General features: G+C 70.9%; 17 protein-coding genes. 16 read left to right on the top strand and 1 reads right to left on the bottom strand.

From position 1 onward, the window contains the following. Nucleotides 1-12: 12 nt before the first annotated feature. On the top strand, nt 13-579 hold the full coding sequence (gene efp, locus ACLVWQ_RS33375; protein WP_414112979.1) for an elongation factor P: 567 nt from the start codon (nt 13-15) through the stop codon (nt 577-579). Between the two features lie 2 nt (nt 580-581). Continuing rightward, nucleotides 582-1,016 carry a transcription antitermination factor NusB gene (gene nusB / locus ACLVWQ_RS33370; protein WP_414112978.1) on the top strand — a complete coding sequence of 145 codons (435 nt, stop codon included), beginning with the start codon at nt 582-584 and terminating at the stop codon, nt 1,014-1,016. 291 nt (nt 1,017-1,307) lie between these two features. Here nusB and bldD read toward each other — a convergent pair whose 3' ends face one another. Further along, nucleotides 1,308-1,808 (bottom strand): transcriptional regulator BldD, encoded by a 501-nt coding sequence (gene bldD / locus ACLVWQ_RS33365; protein ID WP_006379429.1) that lies wholly within the window; start codon nt 1,806-1,808, stop codon nt 1,308-1,310. A gap of 244 nt (nt 1,809-2,052) precedes the next feature. Between bldD and pyrR the strand changes: the two genes are divergently transcribed. The 14 genes from pyrR to ACLVWQ_RS33295 all read left to right on the top strand — a co-directional run bounded on the left by pyrR (nt 2,053) and on the right by ACLVWQ_RS33295 (nt 19,054). Beyond that, complete coding sequence (gene pyrR, locus ACLVWQ_RS33360) at nt 2,053-2,643, top strand: bifunctional pyr operon transcriptional regulator/uracil phosphoribosyltransferase PyrR (protein WP_414112977.1); 591 nt, start codon at nt 2,053-2,055, stop codon at nt 2,641-2,643. A gap of 158 nt (nt 2,644-2,801) precedes the next feature. Beyond that, entirely contained in the window at nt 2,802-3,779 is a 978-nt protein-coding gene (locus ACLVWQ_RS33355) for an aspartate carbamoyltransferase catalytic subunit (protein ID WP_414112976.1), read from the top strand. A gap of 4 nt (nt 3,780-3,783) precedes the next feature. Further along, nucleotides 3,784-5,070 carry a dihydroorotase gene (locus ACLVWQ_RS33350; RefSeq protein ID WP_414112975.1) on the top strand — a complete coding sequence of 429 codons (1,287 nt, stop codon included), beginning with the start codon at nt 3,784-3,786 and terminating at the stop codon, nt 5,068-5,070. Then, nucleotides 5,067-5,684 carry a hypothetical protein gene (locus tag ACLVWQ_RS33345; protein ID WP_414112974.1) on the top strand — a complete coding sequence of 206 codons (618 nt, stop codon included), beginning with the start codon at nt 5,067-5,069 and terminating at the stop codon, nt 5,682-5,684. Before ACLVWQ_RS33350 ends, ACLVWQ_RS33345 begins: the two co-directional genes overlap by 4 nt. Beyond that, a complete protein-coding gene (gene carA / locus ACLVWQ_RS33340; RefSeq protein ID WP_414112973.1) occupies nt 5,681-6,880 on the top strand; it encodes a glutamine-hydrolyzing carbamoyl-phosphate synthase small subunit in 1,200 nt (399 codons plus the stop codon). The genes ACLVWQ_RS33345 and carA overlap by 4 nt, the downstream gene beginning before the upstream one ends. After that, complete coding sequence (gene carB, locus ACLVWQ_RS33335) at nt 6,873-10,181, top strand: carbamoyl-phosphate synthase large subunit (protein WP_414112972.1); 3,309 nt, start codon at nt 6,873-6,875, stop codon at nt 10,179-10,181. The genes carA and carB overlap by 8 nt, the downstream gene beginning before the upstream one ends. A gap of 97 nt (nt 10,182-10,278) precedes the next feature. Continuing rightward, on the top strand, nt 10,279-11,385 hold the full coding sequence (locus tag ACLVWQ_RS33330) for a quinone-dependent dihydroorotate dehydrogenase (RefSeq protein WP_414112971.1): 1,107 nt from the start codon (nt 10,279-10,281) through the stop codon (nt 11,383-11,385). Further along, entirely contained in the window at nt 11,382-12,293 is a 912-nt protein-coding gene (gene pyrF, locus ACLVWQ_RS33325) for an orotidine-5'-phosphate decarboxylase (protein WP_414112970.1), read from the top strand. Before ACLVWQ_RS33330 ends, pyrF begins: the two co-directional genes overlap by 4 nt. Nucleotides 12,294-12,581: 288 nt before the next feature. Beyond that, nucleotides 12,582-12,905 carry an integration host factor gene (locus ACLVWQ_RS33320; protein WP_005319887.1) on the top strand — a complete coding sequence of 108 codons (324 nt, stop codon included), beginning with the start codon at nt 12,582-12,584 and terminating at the stop codon, nt 12,903-12,905. A gap of 38 nt (nt 12,906-12,943) precedes the next feature. Further along, nucleotides 12,944-13,537 carry a guanylate kinase gene (gene gmk / locus ACLVWQ_RS33315; protein WP_414112969.1) on the top strand — a complete coding sequence of 198 codons (594 nt, stop codon included), beginning with the start codon at nt 12,944-12,946 and terminating at the stop codon, nt 13,535-13,537. A 67-nt stretch (nt 13,538-13,604) separates the two neighbouring features. Then, a complete protein-coding gene (rpoZ, locus tag ACLVWQ_RS33310) occupies nt 13,605-13,877 on the top strand; it encodes a DNA-directed RNA polymerase subunit omega (protein ID WP_005319902.1) in 273 nt (90 codons plus the stop codon). 157 nt (nt 13,878-14,034) lie between these two features. Continuing rightward, entirely contained in the window at nt 14,035-15,237 is a 1,203-nt protein-coding gene (gene coaBC, locus ACLVWQ_RS33305; protein ID WP_414112968.1) for a bifunctional phosphopantothenoylcysteine decarboxylase/phosphopantothenate--cysteine ligase CoaBC, read from the top strand. 259 nt (nt 15,238-15,496) lie between these two features. Next, nucleotides 15,497-16,705 carry a methionine adenosyltransferase gene (metK, locus tag ACLVWQ_RS33300; protein WP_414112967.1) on the top strand — a complete coding sequence of 403 codons (1,209 nt, stop codon included), beginning with the start codon at nt 15,497-15,499 and terminating at the stop codon, nt 16,703-16,705. Between the two features lie 189 nt (nt 16,706-16,894). Beyond that, on the top strand, nt 16,895-19,054 hold the full coding sequence (locus ACLVWQ_RS33295; protein WP_414112966.1) for a primosomal protein N': 2,160 nt from the start codon (nt 16,895-16,897) through the stop codon (nt 19,052-19,054). Nucleotides 19,055-19,171 lie beyond the last annotated feature (117 nt).

Here is a 19,171-nt window from a genome sequence, read left to right as displayed (position 1 = left end):
GATTCCGCAACCGTGGCTTCCACGAACGACCTCAAGAACGGCCTGGTGCTCAAGCTCGACGGGGGCCAGCTCTGGTCCGTCGTCGAGTTCCAGCACGTCAAGCCCGGCAAGGGCCCCGCCTTCGTGCGCACCAAGCTGAAGAACGTGCTTTCCGGCAAGGTCGTCGACAAGACGTTCAACGCCGGCGTCAAGGTCGAGACGGCCACTGTCGACAAGCGCGACATGCAGTTCTCATACATGGACGGCGAGTACTTCGTCTTCATGGACATGCAGACCTACGACCAGCTCATGGTCGACCGCAAGGCCGTCGGCGACGCCGCCAACTTCCTGATCGAGGGCTTCACCGCCACCGTGGCGCAGCACGAGGGCGAGGTTCTCTTCGTCGAGATGCCGGCCGCCGTCGAGCTCGTCGTCCAGGAGACCGAGCCCGGCGTCCAGGGCGACCGCTCCACGGGCGGCACCAAGCCCGCCACCCTGGAGACCGGTCACCAGATCAACGTCCCGCTCTTCATCACCACCGGTGAGAAGATCAAGGTCGACACCCGCACGAGCGACTACCTCGGCCGGGTGAACAGCTAACCGTGGCTGCCCGCAATACGGCCCGCAAGCGCGCCTTCCAGATCCTCTTCGAGGGTGACCAGAGAGGCGTGGACGTCCAGACCGTCCTCGCCGACTGGATCCGGCACTCCAGGTCCGACACCCGGCAGCCGCCGGTGAGCGAGTACACGATGCAGCTGATCGAGGGCTACGCGGCCTACGCGAAGCGCGTCGACGAGCTGATCTCGCAGTACGCCGTCGGCTGGACGCTCGACAGGATGCCGGTCGTCGACCGCAACATCCTGCGCCTCGGCGCGTACGAACTGATCTGGGTGGACGAGACCCCGGACGCGGTCGTGCTCGACGAGGCGGTGCAGCTCGCCAAGGAGTTCTCCACCGACGAGTCGCCCGCCTTCGTGAACGGCCTGCTCGGCCGTTTCAAGGAGCTCAAGTCGTCACTGCGACGCGAGGACGTCTGAGCCCTGGCGCTCCACCCGGTCCGCTCGGCACGGTTGGGTCGTGTGCGGGTCGCCGGTGGCTGGTCGCGCCCATGTGGCGGGGCCGCGGATCGTCACAGCCCCGTGCCCCGAGGGGCGCGCGGTGCCGCGCAGGACACACGAACGCCGGAGGGCCCCAGCATCACGCTGGGGCCCTCCGGCGTTGCCTTGTACGGCTGAGGCCTCCGAGGCCCGCAGAAAGCCGTCGGGGTGGCCGGAACCATATGGTTCCGGCCACCCCGACGGCACGTTTCTGCTCAGGTCAGGTGCCGGTCAGCCCTCTTCGTGGGAGACCGCGCGGCGCGCGTCCGCGTCCAGGACGCCCCAGCTGATCAGCTGCTCGGTGAGGACCGAGGGCGACTGGTCGTAGATGACGGCGAGGGTGCGCAGGTCGTCCTGGCGGATCGACAGCACCTTGCCGTTGTAGTCGCCGCGCTGGGACTGGATCGTCGCCGCGTAGCGCTGCAGGGGTCCTGCCTTCTCGGCCGGCACGTGGGCCAGCCGCTCCAGGTCGAGGACCAGCTTCGGCGGCGGCTCGGCGGCTCCACCCGGCGTGGTGCCCGGCAGCAGCTCCTGCACGGGAACGCCGTAGAAGTCCGCCAGCTCCGCGAGACGCTGCACGGTCACTGCGCGGTCGCCGCGCTCGTACGAACCGACCACGACCGCCTTCCAGCGGCCCTGGGACTTCTCCTCGACGCCGTGGAGGGAAAGGCCCTGCTGGGTGCGGATGGCGCGGAGCTTGGCCCCGAGCTGTTTGGCGTATTCGCTGGACATATAGCTCCCCGGACACTGTGTCGACGTGCGGCTCGGCCGCGCGGCTGGTGACTCACTGTGAGGTTACGCAGCGTGACTCTGCCTCGTCAAGCCGAATGGTCCGGACCGGTCTCCCGGTGCGCGTGGGGCACGGTCGGGACCAGGGGGGTGATCAGGGGCATTGTCGTGCTGGTACCGTGGATGGCGCAATTCCGACGTCCTTTAATGATCCGTCCAGAGAGGCGGAGAAGGAGGTCCGTTTCGTATGGACACCGAACAGCAGAAACAGCAGTACGAGTCCGATGCGCGGCCCGTTCTGGAGGCCCCCGACATCGCGCGCGTCCTGACCCGCATCGCCCACGAGATCGTCGAACGCGCCAAGGGCGCCGACGACGTGGTGCTCCTCGGCATCCCGACCCGGGGCGTCCACCTGGCGCAGCGGCTCGCCGCCAAGCTCCAGGAGATCACCGACCGCAAGATCCCCGTCGGCTCGCTGGACATCACCATGTACCGCGACGACCTGCGCATGCACCCGCCGCGTGCGCTGGCCCGCACCGACATCCCCGGTGACGGCATCGACGGCCGGCTCGTCGTCCTCGTCGACGACGTGCTCTTCTCCGGCCGCACCATCCGGGCCGCACTCGACGCGCTGAACGACATCGGCCGCCCGCGCGCCGTACAGCTCGCGGTCCTCGTCGACCGCGGCCACCGCGAACTCCCGATCCGCGCCGACTACGTCGGCAAGAACCTCCCCACGTCCCTGCGCGAGACGGTCAAGGTCCAGCTCGCGGAGGAGGACGGCCGGGACACCGTGCTGCTCGGTGTGAAGCGGACGTCCCCCAGCGGCCAGCAGTAGCTCCCCGGCGTACGGCACGACCGCACGCCGCGCCCGCTCGCGCCGCCGCACGTCCGCGTGCGCTCCCCGAGCACCTCAGGAGTGCCTGCCTCCCGACCTGGACCCGCCGGCCCCCTGAACCTTCTGAACCGCCTGAACTGCCTTACGGAGCCTGAAAGATGCAGCGTCATCTCATCTCGGCCGCCGACCTCACCCGCGACGACGCCGTCCTGATCCTCGACACCGCCGAGGAGATGGCCCGGGTCGCCGACCGGCCGATCAAGAAGCTGCCGACCCTGCGCGGCCGCACCGTCGTCAACCTCTTCTTCGAGGACTCCACCCGGACCCGGATCTCCTTCGAGGCCGCCGAGAAGCGCCTGTCCGCGGACGTCATAAACTTCACCGCCAAGGGCTCCAGCGTCTCCAAGGGCGAGTCCCTGAAGGACACCGCCCAGACCCTGGAGGCGATGGGCGTCGACGCCGTCGTCATCCGGCACGGCGCCTCCGGAGCCCCCTACCGGCTCGCGACCTCCGACTGGATCGACGCCGCCGTCATCAACGCCGGTGACGGCACCCACCAGCACCCCACCCAGGCCCTCCTCGACGCCTTCACCATGCGGCGCCGGCTGGTCGGCCGGGACGCGGGCCTCGGCCAGGACCTGGCAGGCCGGCGCATCACGATCGTCGGCGACATCCTGCACAGCAGGGTCGCCCGCTCGAACGTCGATCTGCTGCACACCCTCGGCGCCCAGGTCACCCTCGTCGCCCCGCCGACCCTGGTGCCCGTCGGCGTCGAGGCCTGGCCCTGCGACATCTCGTACGACCTCGACAGCACGCTGGCCAAGTCCGACGCGGTGATGATGCTCCGCGTCCAGCGCGAGCGGATGAACGCGGCGTTCTTCCCCACCGAGCGCGAGTACTCGCGGCGCTACGGGCTCGACGGCGACCGCATGGCGCGGATGCCTGAGCACGCCATCGTGATGCACCCCGGCCCGATGGTCCGCGGGATGGAGATCACCGCCGAGGTCGCCGACTCCGACCGCTGCACCGTCATCGAGCAGGTCACCAACGGCGTCTCGATCCGGATGGCCGTCCTGTACCTGCTCCTGGGCGGCAACGAACCAGCAGTCACCCACACCCGTACCGAGGAGAAGTAAGACCATGAGCAAGACTCTTATCCGTGGTGCGAAGGTGCTCGGCGGCGAGCCGCAGGACGTGCTGATCGACGGCGACACGATCGCCGAGGTGGGCGCAGATCTCAGCGCCGAGGGCGCCGAGGTCGTGGAGGCCGGCGGCAAGGTGCTCCTGCCGGGGCTCGTCGACCTGCACACCCATCTGCGCGAGCCCGGCCGTGAGGACTCCGAGACGGTCCTGACCGGTACCCGGGCCGCCGCGAGCGGCGGCTACACCGCGGTGTTCGCCATGGCCAACACCTTCCCGGTGGCCGACACCGCCGGCGTCGTCGAGCAGGTCTACCGGCTCGGCCAGGAGCACGGCTACTGCGACGTGCAGCCCATCGGAGCCGTCACCGTCGGCCTGGAGGGCAAGCAGCTCGCCGAGCTGGGCGCGATGCACGAGTCCGCGGCCGGCGTCACCGTCTTCTCGGACGACGGCAAGTGCGTCGACGACGCCGTGATCATGCGCCGTGCCCTGGAGTACGTGAAGGCCTTCGGCGGCGTCGTCGCCCAGCACGCGCAGGAGCCCCGCCTCACCGAGGGCGCCCAGATGAACGAGGGCGTCGTCTCCGCCGAACTGGGACTCGGCGGCTGGCCCGCCGTCGCCGAGGAGTCGGTCATCGCCCGGGACGTCCTGCTCGCCGAGCACGTCGGCTCCCGCGTCCACATCTGCCACCTGTCGACCGCCGGCTCCGTCGAGATCGTCCGCTGGGCCAAGTCCCGCGGCATCGACGTCACCGCCGAGGTCACCCCGCACCACCTGCTCCTCACCGACGAGCTGGTGCGCTCGTACAACCCCGTCTACAAGGTCAACCCGCCGCTGCGCACCGAGCGCGACGTGCTGGCCCTGCGCGAGGCGCTCGCCGACGGCACGATCGACATCGTCGCCACCGATCACGCCCCGCACCCGCACGAGGACAAGGACTGCGAGTGGGCCGCCGCCGCCATGGGCATGGTGGGCCTGGAGACCGCGCTCTCGGTCGTCCAGGAGACGATGGTCGAGACCGGGCTCCTGGGCTGGGCCGCGGTCGCCGACCGCATGTCCTTCACGCCGGCCAGAATCGGCCGGGCCCAGGGCCACGGCCGCCCCGTCTCGGCAGGTGAGCCCGCCAACCTGACGCTGGTCGACACCGCATACCGTGGAGCGGTGGACCCCGCGGGCTTCGCATCCCGCAGCCGCAACACTCCGTACGAGGGTCGTGAGCTGCCGGGCCGTGTCACCCACACGTGGCTCCGGGGCAGGGCCACGCTCGTCGACGGGAAGCTCGCGTGACATCACTGCCGCACCAGACGTACATCGCCTCGTACCTCGCCGCCGAACAGAAGTCGGCGGAAGTGACCGACTGGGCCGCCCGGGTGGGCTGGCTGGTCGGCCTCGGGCTCTTCGTCGCGCTCATCTACTGGCTGATGCGCGAGGGCTGGAAGTGGCGCGGCACCCTCCAGGGCGACCTGCCCGAGCTGCCCACCGTGCCGGACGAGCCCGGCGCGGTGACACCGACCGTGCTGTCGATGAACGGGCGGTACCACGGCTCGACCACGGCCGGGCAGTGGCTCGACCGCATCGTGGCGCGCGGCCTGGGCACCCGCAGCAGGGTCGAGCTGACCCTGACGGACGCGGGACTGGAGGTCGTACGCCCCGGGGCGGCCGACTTCTTCGTGCCCCGTTCGCAGGTGCGTCAGGCCCGGCTCGACAAGGGCATCGCGGGCAAGGTCCTCTCCGAGGGCGGGCTGCTGGTCATCACCTGGGCGCACGGCGACCGGCTGATCGACTCCGGCTTCCGCTCCGACCGGGCGGCCGAGCACCACGCCTGGGTCGACACCCTGAACCACATGATCGAAAAGGTCGACGAGGTCGACAAGAGCACCGACACGGAAGGCGCACGATGACCACCTCCGACCAGGGGACCGCCTCAGCGAGGCAGCAGGCGGCTCCCGCCGTACTCGTCCTGGAGGACGGCCGGACCTTCCGCGGCCGTGCCTACGGGGCCGTGGGGGTGACCTTCGGCGAAGCGGTGTTCTCCACCGGCATGACCGGTTACCAGGAGACCCTCACCGACCCGTCGTACCACCGCCAGGTCGTCGTGATGACCGCCCCGCACGTCGGCAACACCGGCGTGAACGACGACGACCCCGAGTCGAAGCGCATCTGGGTCGCCGGTTACGTCGTACGCGACCCCGCGCGCGTGCCCTCCAACTGGCGCTCCAGGCGCTCGCTGGACGAGGAGCTGGAGCAGCAGGGCGTCGTGGGCATCAGCGGCGTCGACACCCGCGCGCTCACCCGCCATCTGCGCGAGCGCGGCGCCATGCGCGTCGGCATCTTCTCGGGCGCCGAGCTGCCCGACGAGGCCACCATGCTGACCGAGGTGCGCCGGGCCCCCGAGATGAAGGGCGCCAGCCTCTACGAGGAGGTGGCGACCAAGGAGACGTACGTCGTCCCGGCTCTGGGCCCCGACGGCGAGGCCGTCCCGATCGGCGCCGCGAAGTTCACCGTCGCCGCCGTGGACCTGGGCATCAAGGGCATGACCCCGCACCGCATGGCCGAGCGCGGCATCGAGGTGCACGTACTGCCCGCCACCGCGACGGTCGAGGAGATCTACGCGGTCGAGCCCGACGGCGTGTTCTTCTCGAACGGCCCCGGCGACCCGGAGCAGGCCGAGCAGCCGGTCGCCCTCATGCGGGCCGTGCTGGAGCGCGGGACGCCCCTGTTCGGCATCTGCTTCGGCAACCAGATCCTCGGCCGCGCCCTCGGCTTCGGCACGTACAAGCTCAAGTACGGGCACCGGGGCATCAACCAGCCCGTGCAGGACCGTACGACCGGCAAGGTCGAGGTGACCGCGCACAACCACGGGTTCGCCGTCGACGCGCCGCTCGACCGGGTCTCCGACACCCCCTACGGCCGGGCCGAGGTCAGCCACGTCTGTCTGAACGACCAGGTCGTCGAGGGGCTCCAGCTGCTCGACCGGCCCGCGTTCAGCGTCCAGTACCACCCCGAGGCGGCGGCCGGTCCGCACGACGCCGCCTACCTGTTCGACCGCTTCACGTCTTTGATGAACACAGCCCAGATGGAGGGCCAGCGTGCCTAAGCGCTCCGATATCCAGTCCGTCCTGGTCATCGGCTCCGGCCCGATCGTCATCGGCCAGGCCGCGGAGTTCGACTACTCCGGCACCCAGGCCTGCCGCGTCCTCAAGGCCGAGGGCCTGCGGGTGATCCTGGTCAACTCCAACCCGGCGACGATCATGACCGACCCGGAGATCGCCGACGCGACGTACGTCGAGCCGATCACCCCGGAGTTCGTCGAGAAGATCATCGCCAAGGAGCGGCCCGACACCCTGCTCCCGACCCTCGGCGGCCAGACCGCCCTCAACACCGCGATCTCCATGCACGAGCAGGGTGTGCTGGAGAAGTACGGCGTCGAACTGATCGGCGCCAACGTCGAGGCCATCAACAAGGGCGAGGACCGCGAGCTCTTCAAGGGCGTCGTCGAGGCCGTCCGCGAGAAGATCGGGCACGGCGAGTCCGCCCGCTCGGTCATCTGCCACTCCATGGACGACGTCATCCAGGGCGTGGACACGCTCGGCGGCTACCCCGTCGTCGTACGCCCCTCCTTCACCATGGGCGGCGCCGGCTCCGGCTTCGCGCACGACGAGGAGGAGCTGCGCCGCATCGCCGGACAGGGCCTCACGCTCTCCCCGACCACCGAGGTGCTCCTGGAGGAGTCCATCCTCGGCTGGAAGGAGTACGAGCTGGAGCTGATGCGCGACAAGCACGACAACGTCGTGGTCGTCTGCTCCATCGAGAACTTCGACCCGATGGGCGTGCACACCGGCGACTCGATCACCGTGGCGCCCTCGATGACGCTGACCGACCGCGAGTACCAGCGGCTGCGCGACATCGGCATCGCGATCATCCGCGAGGTCGGCGTCGACACCGGCGGCTGCAACATCCAGTTCGCGGTCAACCCCGACGACGGCCGCATCATCGTCATCGAGATGAACCCGCGCGTCTCGCGCTCCTCGGCCCTCGCGTCGAAGGCCACCGGCTTCCCGATCGCCAAGATCGCCGCCAAGCTGGCCGTCGGCTACACGCTCGACGAGATCCCGAACGACATCACCGAGAAGACCCCCGCGTCCTTCGAGCCGACCCTGGACTACGTGGTCGTCAAGGCACCGCGGTTCGCCTTCGAGAAGTTCCCGTCCGCCGACTCCACGCTGACCACGACCATGAAGTCGGTCGGCGAGGCCATGGCGATCGGCCGGAACTTCACCGAGGCGCTCCAGAAGGCGCTGCGGTCGCTGGAGAAGAAGGGCTCGCAGTTCACCTTCGTCGGCGAGCCCGGCGACAAGGCCGAGCTGCTGGCGGAGGCCGTCCGGCCCACCGACGGGCGCATCAACTCCGTCATGCAGGCCATCCGCGCGGGCGCCACGCCCGAGGAGGTCTTCGAGGCCACCAGGATCGACCCGTGGTTCGTGGACCAGCTGTTCCTGATCAAGGAGATCGCGGACGAGCTGGCCGCCGCCGACAAGCTGGACCCGTCGCTGCTCGCCGAGGCCAAGCGGCACGGCTTCTCCGACGTCCAGATCGGTGAGATCCGCGGGCTGCGCGAGGACGTCGTGCGCGAGGTGCGGCACGCGCTGGGCGTACGCCCCGTCTACAAGACGGTCGACACCTGCGCCGCCGAGTTCGCCGCGAAGACGCCGTACTTCTACTCCTCCTACGACGAGGAGACGGAGGTCGCCCCGCGCGAGAAGGCCGCGGTGATCATCCTCGGCTCCGGTCCGAACCGCATCGGCCAGGGCATCGAGTTCGACTACTCGTGCGTCCACGCCTCCTTCGCGCTGAGCGACGCCGGCTACGAGACCGTGATGGTCAACTGCAACCCCGAGACCGTCTCCACCGACTACGACACCTCCGACCGGCTGTACTTCGAGCCGCTCACCCTGGAGGACGTGCTGGAGATCGTGCACGCCGAGACGCTGGCCGGACCGGTCGCGGGCGTGATCGTCCAGCTCGGCGGCCAGACCCCGCTGGGCCTGTCGCAGGCCCTCAAGGACAACGGCGTCCCGGTCGTGGGCACCCCGCCCGAGGCCATCCACGCCGCCGAGGACCGCGGCGCCTTCGGCCGGGTGCTCGCCGAGGCCGGGCTGCCCGCGCCGAAGCACGGCACCGCCACGACCTTCGCCGGGGCCAAGGCCATCGCGGACGAGATCGGCTACCCCGTCCTGGTGCGGCCGTCGTACGTGCTCGGCGGGCGCGGCATGGAGATCGTGTACGACGAGACGCGGCTGTCCTCGTACATCGCCGAGTCGACCGAGATCAGCCCCTCCCGGCCGGTCCTCGTCGACCGCTTCCTGGACGACGCGATCGAGATCGACGTGGACGCCCTGTACGACGGCCACGAGCTGTACCTCGGCGGGGTCATGGAGCACATCGAGGAGGCCGGCATCCACTCCGGCGACTCGGCGTGCGCGCTGCCCCCGATCACGCTCGGCGGGTTCGACATCAAGCGGCTGCGCGCCTCCACGGAGGCCATCGCTCGCGGAGTGGGTGTGCGCGGACTGATCAACATCCAGTTCGCGCTCGCCGGGGACATCCTCTACGTCCTGGAGGCCAACCCGCGCGCGTCGCGCACGGTCCCCTTCACCTCGAAGGCGACCGCGGTGCCGCTCGCCAAGGCCGCCGCCCGGATCTCGCTGGGCGCCACGGTCGCCGAGCTGCGCGCCGAGGGGCTGCTGCCGGCCGTCGGCGACGGCGGTGAACTGCCGCTGGACGCGCCGATCTCCGTCAAGGAGGCCGTCATGCCGTGGTCGCGCTTCCGCGACATCCACGGCCGTGGCGTCGACACCATCCTCGGCCCGGAGATGCGCTCCACCGGTGAGGTCATGGGCATCGACTCGCTGTTCGGCACGGCCTACGCCAAGTCCCAGGCGGGCGCGTACGGTCCGCTGCCGACCAAGGGCCGCGCCTTCATCTCCGTCGCCAACCGCGACAAGCGCTCGATGATCTTCCCGGCGCGTGAACTGGTCGCCCACGGCTTCGAGTTGCTCGCCACGTCCGGCACGGCCGAGGTGCTCAGGCGCAACGGCATCAACGCCACCGTGGTGCGCAAGCAGTCCGAGGGCGAGGGCCCGAACGGCGAGAAGACGATCGTCCAGCTCATCCACGAGGGCGGGGTCGACCTCATCGTCAACACGCCGTACGGCACCGGGGGCCGCCTCGACGGCTACGACATCCGCACGGCCGCCGTGGCCCGGTCCGTGCCCTGCCTGACGACCGTCCAGGCGCTCGCCGCGGCCGTCCAGGGCATCGACGCGCTCAACCGCGGTGACGTGGGCGTGCGTTCGCTGCAGGAACACGCCGAACGTCTGACCGCGGCGCGGAACTAGCCGCCGACGAGGGGGACACCGGAAACGGTGTCCCCCTTTTCGCGAGGCCGCGAGGCCACGAAGCTCTTCCGTGAGGCTCTTCATGAGGACACCGAACATGTACAAGCTCTTCTTCCGGCTCGTGTTCCAGCGCATGGACCCCGAGCAGGCCCACCACCTCGCCTTCCGCTGGATCCGGCTGGCGGTCCGGATCCCCGTCCTGCGGACCTTCGTCGCCGCCGTCCTCGCGCCCCGTCACGAGGAGCTGCGGACGGAGGCGTTCGGGCTGCGGATGCACGGGCCGTTCGGGCTCGCGGCGGGCTTCGACAAGAACGCGGTCGCCGTCGACGGGATGTCGATGCTCGGCTTCGACCACGTCGAGATCGGCACGGTCACGGGGGAGCCGCAGCCGGGCAACCCCAAGAAGCGGCTGTTCCGCCTCGTGCCGGACCGCGCGCTCGTCAACCGCATGGGGTTCAACAACGAGGGCTCCGCGGCCGTGGCCGAGCGCCTGAGGACCCGTACGCCCGTCTTCAGGACCGTCGTGGGTGTCAACATCGGCAAGACCAAGGTCGTGCCGGAGGACGAGGCCGCCGCCGACTACGTGCGGTCCACCGAGCGGCTGGCCGCGTACGCCGACTACCTCGTGGTCAACGTCAGCTCGCCGAACACACCCGGACTGCGCAACCTCCAGGCGACCGAGTCGCTGCGGCCGCTGCTGACCGCCGTCCGCGAGGCCGCCGACCGGGCCGTGACCACGCGCCGCGTGCCGCTGCTCGTGAAGATCGCGCCGGACCTCGCCGACGAGGACGTCGACGCCGTCGCCGACCTCGCCGTCGAACTGGGCCTGGACGGGATCATCGCCACGAACACCACCGTCGCGCGCGAAGAGCTCGGTCTGCGGTCCGACCCCGCCCTGGCCGCGGAGACCGGCGGACTCTCCGGGGCGCCCCTGAAGGCACGCTCCCTGGAGGTCCTGCGCCGCCTCTACGCGCGCGTGGGGGACAGGATCACCCTGGTGGGCGTCGGCGGCGTGGAGAACGCCGAGGACGCCTGGCAGCGCATTCTGGCCGGCGCCACGCTGGTCCAGGGCTACAGCGCCTTCGTGTACGAGGGCCCCTTCTGGGGCCGCGCCATCCACAAGGGGCTCGCCGCGCGCCTTCGTACGAGCCCGTACGCCACTCTCGCCGACGCGGTCGGCGCCGACGTGAGGAGGACGGTATGAGCCCGCAGGACGGACTGGACCCGAACGGCGGCCCGGACCCGGAGGACGGTACGGGTCCGGAGCCCTTCGGGGCGCGGCTGCGCCGTGCCATGGACGAGCGCGGCCCGCTGTGCGTCGGCATCGACCCGCACGCCTCGCTGCTCGCCGACTGGGGCCTCGGCGACGACGTCGCGGGCCTGGAGCGGTTCAGCCGCACCGTCGTGGAGGCGCTGGCCGGCCGGGTCGCCGTGCTGAAGCCGCAGAGCGCGTTCTTCGAGCGGTTCGGGTCGCGCGGCATCGCCGTGCTGGAGAAGTCGGTCGCCGAGGCCCGTGAGGCCGGGGCCCTGGTCGTCATGGACGCCAAGCGCGGCGACATCGGCTCGACCATGGCCGCGTACGCCGCCGCCTTCCTGGAGAAGGGCTCGCCGCTGTTCTCGGACGCGCTGACCGTCTCGCCGTACCTCGGCTACGGATCGCTGGAGCCGGCCGTCGAGCTGGCCCGCGGGAGCGGCTCGGGACTGTTCGTGCTCGCGCTGACCTCCAACCCGGAGGGCGCCGAGGTGCAGCACGCGGTACGGCCCGGCCGCACCGACGCGGCCTCGCGGAGCGTGGGCGCGACCGTGCTGGCGCATCTCGCGCGGGAGAACGCGGGCCGGACCCCGATGGGCTCCTTCGGGGCGGTCGTCGGCGCGACCCTCGGCGATCTGTCCTCCTACGACCTCGGCATCAACGGGCCGCTCCTCGCTCCCGGTATCGGTGCCCAGGGCGCGACCCCGGCCGACCTTCCCCGGGTCTTCGGCGCGGCGGTCCACCGGGTGGTGCCGAGCGTCAGCCGGGGTGTCCTGCGTCACGGACCCGACGCCGGCGCGCTACGCGCGTCGGCGGACCGCTTCGCGGCGGAGATCGGGGCGGCGCTGGCGTCGGCCTAACGTCCTCGGCGTGAGCCGTCGCGACGTCCCGCGTCTGAATACATGCTCAAATCCGGGGAGTTTTGTCGGAAATGTCGGACTCGATAGAGGCTGACCAGGACTTTTCCGCTGTTCTCGCTGACTCCGGCGCACTTGCCCGCTAGTCTCCGACGAGTGGGGCCACCTCCCACACTTTCAAAGCAGTGGGGGAGAACGGGCAAGAGCGTTGCTCGTTGCTCCTCAGGTGTGGGGCGACTAGGTTCCTCACCGGTCCGTATCCGACAGTTCGACATCCGAGGTGACGTAGGCGTGGCTCTTCCGCCCCTTACCCCTGAACAGCGCGCAGCCGCGCTCGAAAAGGCCGCCGCGGCTCGCCGGGAGCGGGCCGAGGTCAAGAATCGACTCAAGCACTCCGGCGCCTCCCTCCACGAGGTCATCAAGCAGGGTCAGGAGAACGACGTCATCGGAAAGATGAAGGTCTCCGCCCTCCTGGAGTCCCTGCCGGGCGTGGGCAAGGTCCGCGCCAAGCAGATCATGGAACGGCTCGGGATCTCCGAGAGTCGTCGTGTGCGAGGTCTTGGCTCCAATCAGATCGCCTCCTTGGAGCGCGAGTTCGGCGGCGGTGCGGCCTGACGTTCTCAGGCACTCCTGAGAACCTGGATAATCGCCGCATGGCTGCAACACCCCGGGGGACGACCCCCGTACCCCCGGACGTACGTCCGCGGCTGACCGTGCTCTCCGGCCCCTCCGGGGTCGGCAAGAGCACGGTCGTCGCCCATATGCGCAAGAAACACCCCGAGGTCTGGCTCTCGGTATCGGCCACGACCCGCAGGCCGCGTCCCGGTGAGAAGCACGGCGTCCACTACTTCTTCGTCAGTGACGAGGAGATGGACAAGCTCATCGCCAACGGCGAGCTGCTCGAATGGGCGGAGTTCGCGGGCAACCGTTACGGGACCCCTCGCGCCGCCGTGGTCGAACGGCTGGAGTCCGGCAAGTCGGTCCTCCTGGAGATCGATCTCCAGGGCGCCCGGCAGGTCCGCGAGTCCATGTCCGACGCCCTGCTGGTGTTCCTGGCGCCTCCCTCCTGGGAGGAGCTGGTGCGCCGGCTCACCGGGCGGGGCACCGAGGCGCCCGAAGTGATCGAGCGCCGGCTGGAGGCCGCCAAGATCGAACTGGCGGCCGAGCCGGAGTTCGATGTGACCCTGGTCAACACCTCCGTCGAGGACGTGGCGCGTGAGCTGCTAGCCTTGGTGGAAGTTGTTTGATCTTTAAGATCACCTTGAGGGGTATTTTTCCCACCAAGGCCGATTTCCACCGTTCGGAAGGCAGAGCGTGTCCTCTTCCATCACAGCGCCCGAGGGCATCATCAACCCTCCGATCGACGAGCTCCTCGAGGCAACCGACTCGAAGTACAGCCTGGTGATCTACGCGGCCAAGCGTGCCCGCCAGATCAACGCGTACTACTCGCAGCTCGGTGAGGGCCTCCTCGAGTACGTCGGTCCCCTCGTGGACACGCACGTCCACGAGAAGCCGCTGTCGATCGCCCTCCGGGAGATCAACGCGGGCCTGCTGACGTCGGAAGCCATCGAGGGCCCGGCTCAGTAGTATTTTCTGCTTGCAGTGTGTTCCACCACAGGCCCGGCAGCGCGACTGCCGGGCCTGTGGTGTGTGATGGGGACGTACGGTTTCCAGGCGTACGTCTTCCGGTCCTACATTGTCCGGTCGTACGTTGTCCGAGGTCCGGGGCGAGACGGGGAGAGACGTGGACAAGCCGAAGGTCGTGCTGGGGGTCAGCGGTGGCATCGCCGCGTACAAGGCGTGCGAACTGCTGCGCCGACTGACCGAGTCAGGACACGACGTACGGGTGGTGCCGACCGAGTCGGCGCTGCACTTCGTCGGCGCCGCGACCTGGTCCGCCCTCTCCGGACACCCCGTCACGACCGAGGTCTGGTCGGACGTGCACGAGGTGCCGCACGTGCGGATCGGCCAGGAAGCCGACCTGGTGGTCGTCGCGCCCGCCACCGCCGACCTGCTGGCGAAGGCCGCCCACGGCCTGGCCGGCGACCTCCTCACGAACACGCTGCTGACCGCCCGCTGTCCGGTCGTCTTCGCGCCCGCCATGCACACCGAGATGTGGGAACACCCGGCCACCCAGGAGAACGTGGCGACGCTGCGCCGCCGCGGCGCCGTCGTCATCGAGCCCGCCGTGGGACGTCTGACCGGCGTGGACACCGGCAAGGGGCGGCTGCCCGAACCGTCGGAGATCTTCGAGGCCTGCCGCCGGGTGCTCGCGCGGGGGGTGTCCGAGCCGGACCTCGTCGGCCGGCACGTCGTCGTCAGCGCGGGCGGCACCCGCGAGCCGCTCGACCCGGTCCGCTTCCTCGGCAACCGTTCCTCCGGGAAGCAGGGGTACGCCCTCGCGCGCACCGCCGCCGCCCGGGGAGCCAGGGTCACCCTGATCGCCGCGAACACCGGGATGCCGGACCCGGCGGGAGTCGACGTCGTCCAGGTCGGCACCGCGGTGCAGTTGCGGGAGGCCGTGCTCAAGGCCGTACCGGACGCCGACGCCGTGGTGATGGCGGCGGCGGTGGCGGACTTCCGGCCCGCCGCATACGCGTCGGGAAAGATCAAGAAGAAGGACGGACAGGAACCGGAGCCCATCGTTCTTGTGCGGAATCCGGACATCCTCGCGGAGATCTCCGCCGACCGCGCCCGCCCGGGACAGGTCGTCGTCGGTTTCGCCGCCGAGACGGACGACGTCCTGGTCAACGGCCGGTCGAAGCTCCTGCGCAAGGGCTGCGACCTCCTCGTCGTCAACGAGGTCGGGGAGCGCAAGACCTTCGGGTCCGAGGAGAACGAGGCCGTCGTGCTCGGCGCCGACGGAAGCGAGACCCCGGTGCCGTACGGGCCCAAGGAAGCACTGGCCGAAACCGTGTGGGACCTGGTGGCGCGCCGACTGGTGTGATGTCCGGTGTGACGTCTGTGAACGTCTCAATAAGCTTCAGGACACCACTTTCAACCGGCGCATATGGGTGTGGGAGCCTGGCGCGGACGGTTCTTCGTGTCGCAGAATGCCCGTGCCGCAGGTCACAGAGCTTCCGAGAGGCGAGACAGTAGCCCTGCGGCGGAGTGCGACCGATAAACTGTTCTCGGACGATGCCGGGCGCAGCTCCCGGCCGTCCGCCAATGATCAGCCAGCAGCCGCTGCAACCACAGGGAGCGTTGTGTCCCGTCGCCTGTTCACCTCGGAGTCCGTGACCGAGGGTCACCCCGACAAGATCGCTGACCAGATCAGCGACACCATTCTCGACGCGCTTCTGCGCGAGGACCCGACGTCCCGGGTCGCCGTCGAGACTCTGATCACGACCGGCCAGGTCCACGTGGCCGGCGAGGTCACGACCAAGGCCTACGCGCCGATCGCGCAGCTCGTGCGCGACAAGATCCTCGAAATCGGCTACGACTCCTCGAAAAAGGGCTTCGACGGCGCGTCCTGTGGCGTGTCCGTGTCGATCGGCTCGCAGTCCCCGGACATCGCGCAGGGCGTCGACACCGCGTACGAGAAGCGGGTCGAGGGCGACGAGGACGAGCTCGACAAGCAGGGCGCCGGCGACCAGGGCCTGATGTTCGGCTACGCGACGGACGAGACCCCGGAGCTCATGCCGCTCCCGATCCACCTCGCGCACCGCCTCGCGCGACGGCTGTCCGAGGTCCGCAAGAACGGCACGATCCCGTACCTGCGCCCCGACGGCAAGACCCAGGTCACCATCGAGTACGACGGCGACAAGGCGGTGCGCCTGGACACGGTCGTCGTCTCCTCGCAGCACGCGTCGGACATCGACCTGGACTCGCTGCTCGCGCCCGACATCCGCGAGTTCGTGGTGGAGCCCGAGCTGAAGGCGCTCCTGGACGACGGCATCAAGCTGGAGACCGAGAACTACCGCCTGCTGGTCAACCCCACCGGCCGCTTCGAGATCGGCGGCCCGATGGGCGACGCCGGCCTGACCGGCCGAAAGATCATCATCGACACCTACGGCGGCATGGCCCGCCACGGCGGCGGCGCGTTCTCCGGCAAGGACCCCTCCAAGGTGGACCGTTCGGCGGCGTACGCGATGCGCTGGGTCGCCAAGAACGTGGTGGCGGCGGGCCTCGCCACCCGCTGCGAGGTCCAGGTCGCCTACGCGATCGGCAAGGCCGAGCCCGTCGGCCTCTTCGTCGAGACCTTCGGCACCGCGAAGGTCGACGCGGAGAAGATCGAGGCGGCCATCTCCGAGGTCTTCGACCTCCGCCCGGCCGCGATCATCCGCGACCTCGACCTGCTGCGCCCGATCTACTCGAAGACCGCCGCGTACGGCCACTTCGGCCGCGCGCTGCCCGAGTTCACCTGGGAGAAGACGGACCGCGTGGACGCACTGCGCAAGGCCGCGGGGCTCTGACCTCGCCGGCCCCCGGCGCAGCGCCTCCGTCCCCGGCGTAGCACCCCCGCTTCTCGTCCATCTCGGCGAGGCCCGGCATCCCGCGATCCGCGAGGGTGCCGGGCCTCGGTGTTTTCCGTGCTCGCGCTTCGTGGCCGGGGGTGGCTCGGGCGTGGGGTGGTGTCGGTGGGGTCTGGTAGGAATGCAGCTGTGAGCAGCGAGGACGGGCAGGGGGGCGGCGGGGGCGAGGGGGCGCCGCCCGAGCAGTTGGCGTTGATCCGGGATGCCGTGCGCAAGGCGCCGCGGGCCAAGCCGCGGACCTGGCGCGGGGCCGCGGTCGCGGGGCGGCTGCCCGTCGCGCGGGTGCTCGTCGACAAGGGTGTGCTGCATCTGGACCGCTACTTCGACTACGCCGTGCCCGAGGAGCTCGACGCCGACGCGCAGCCCGGCGTGCGGGTGCGGGTGCGGTTCGGGGCCGGGCGGCACCGGGTGCGGGAGGGGCGGCGTGAGGGCGGCGGGCTGATCGACGGGTTCCTCGTCGAGCGGCTGGCCGAGTCCGACTACGCGGGACCCCTCGCCGCGCTCGCCCAGGTCGTGTCGCCGGAGCCCGTGCTGAGCGAGGAGTTGCTCGGGCTCGCGCGAGCCGTCGCCGACCGGTATGCCGGAAGTCTGGCCGATGTGCTGCAACTGGCGATCCCGCCGCGCAACGCGCGCGCCGAGGGGAAGCCGTCGCCCGAGCCGCTGCCCGCTCCCGAGGCGCCCGCGGTGGGGTCCTGGGCCAGGTATCCGCGCGGGGCCGCCTTCGTCGAGTCGCTCGCGGGCGGCGGGGCGCCCCGGGCCGTGTGGAACGCGCTGCCGGGACCGGGCTGGGCCGAGGAGCTGGCTCGGGCCGTGGCGGCGACGCTCGCCTCGGGGCGCGGCGCACTCGTCGTCGTGCCGGACGGGCGGGTCGTCAGCCGGGTCGACGCCGCGCTGACCTCGGTACTGGGGGAGGGCCGGCACGCCGTGCTCACCGCCGAGGCCGGGCCCGAGAAGCGCTACCGGCAGTGGCTGGCCGTACGGCGGGGTTCCGTACGGGCCGTGGTGGGGACCAGGGCCGCCATGTTCGCGCCCGTGCGGGATCTGGGCCTGGTGGCCCTCTGGGACGACGGGGACGGCAGTCACAGCGAGCCGCACGCGCCGCAGCCGCATGCCAGGGAAGTGCTGCTGCTGCGGGCCGCCCACGACAAGTGCGCCTTCCTGCTGGGAAGTTGGAGCTGCACGGTGGAGGCCGCACAGCTCGTCGAGAGCGGCTGGGCGGCGCCGCTCGTCGCCGAGCGGGAGCAGGTGAGGGCGGCGGCTCCACTCGTCCGCACCGTCGGGGACGGGGACCTCGCCCGGGACGAGGCGGCACGGGCCGCGCGACTGCCCACCCTCGCGTGGAACGCCGTACGGGAAGGGCTGAAGCAGGGCCCCGTACTGGTGCAGGTGCCCCGGCGGGGTTACGTACCGCGGATGGCCTGTGCCCAGTGCCGGGCGCCCGCGCGGTGCCGGCGCTGCGCGGGGCCGTTGGAGGGGCAGGACGCCGGGGGGCTGCGATGCGGGTGGTGCGGGCGGGAGGAGAGCGGCTGGAACTGCCCCGAGTGCGGCGGGTTCCGGCTGCGGGCGCAGGTCGTGGGGGCGCGGCGGACCGCCGAGGAGCTGGGGCGGGCGTTCCCCGCCGTGCCCGTGCGGACCTCGGGGCGCGAACAGGTGCTGGACACGGTGCCCGGCTCGCCCGCGCTCGTCGTCAGCACACCGGGCGCCGAACCGGTGGCCGACGGCGGTTACGCGGCGGCGCTGCTGCTCGACGGCTGGGCGATGCTCGGCCGGCCCGATCTGCGCGCCGGAGAAGAGGCGCTGCGCCGGTGGATCGAGGCGGCCGCGCTGGTCCGGGGACAGCCCGACGGCGGGACGGTGGTCGTCGTCGCCGAGCCGACCCTGCGGCCCGTACAGGCGCTGGTGCGCTGGGATCCGGTCGGGCACGCGGTCCGTGAGCTGGCCGAGCGGGCCGAGCTGGGCTTCCCGCCGGTGTCGCGGATGGCTGCCGTGTCCGGGACCGCGGAGGCGCTCGCCGGATTCCTCGCCGCGGTCGAACTGCCCGCCGAGGCCGAGCTGTTGGGGCCGGTGCCGGTGTCCGCGGCGGACCCGGGACGGCCGCGGCGGGCGGGGGCGCCGCCCGTGGGCGAGCTGTGGGAGCGGGCGCTGCTCCGGGTGCCGCCGGGGAAGGGGGCCGCGTTGGCGTCCGCCCTCAAGCACGCGCAGGCGGCCCGGATGGCTCGTGGGGGGAGCGGGGGCAGCGGCGGGAGTGAGGCGGTACGGATCCGGATCGACCCGCCCGACATCGGGTGAGCACGTGCGCACGCATGTGGTCGTGCTGTGGGCGCGGCGCCGGATACGCGTCTGCCCCCGAGGTCTTCGGGGGCAGACTGGGGCGGTTCGGTGGGTGCTTCGTGGGTGCTCCGGGGG

Source organism: Streptomyces sp. CWNU-52B, assembly GCF_047444975.1.
GTDB lineage: Bacteria > Actinomycetota > Actinomycetes > Streptomycetales > Streptomycetaceae > Streptomyces.
This window is presented reverse-complemented; position numbering and strand designations above follow the sequence as displayed.

Bases quoted from the DNA above. Each gene is read 5' to 3' on its own strand.
- bldD (WP_006379429.1), bottom strand. From the start codon at position 1,808: ATGTCCAGCGAATACGCCAAACAGCTCGGGGCCAAGCTCCGCGCCATC.
- pyrR (WP_414112977.1), top strand. From the start codon at position 2,053: ATGGACACCGAACAGCAGAAACAGCAGTACGAGTCCGATGCGCGGCCC.
- ACLVWQ_RS33355 (WP_414112976.1), top strand. From the start codon at position 2,802: ATGCAGCGTCATCTCATCTCGGCCGCCGACCTCACCCGCGACGACGCC.
- ACLVWQ_RS33350 (WP_414112975.1), top strand. From the start codon at position 3,784: ATGAGCAAGACTCTTATCCGTGGTGCGAAGGTGCTCGGCGGCGAGCCG.
- carA (WP_414112973.1), top strand. From the start codon at position 5,681: ATGACCACCTCCGACCAGGGGACCGCCTCAGCGAGGCAGCAGGCGGCT.
- ACLVWQ_RS33330 (WP_414112971.1), top strand. From the start codon at position 10,279: ATGTACAAGCTCTTCTTCCGGCTCGTGTTCCAGCGCATGGACCCCGAG.
- pyrF (WP_414112970.1), top strand. From the start codon at position 11,382: ATGAGCCCGCAGGACGGACTGGACCCGAACGGCGGCCCGGACCCGGAG.
- gmk (WP_414112969.1), top strand. From the start codon at position 12,944: ATGGCTGCAACACCCCGGGGGACGACCCCCGTACCCCCGGACGTACGT.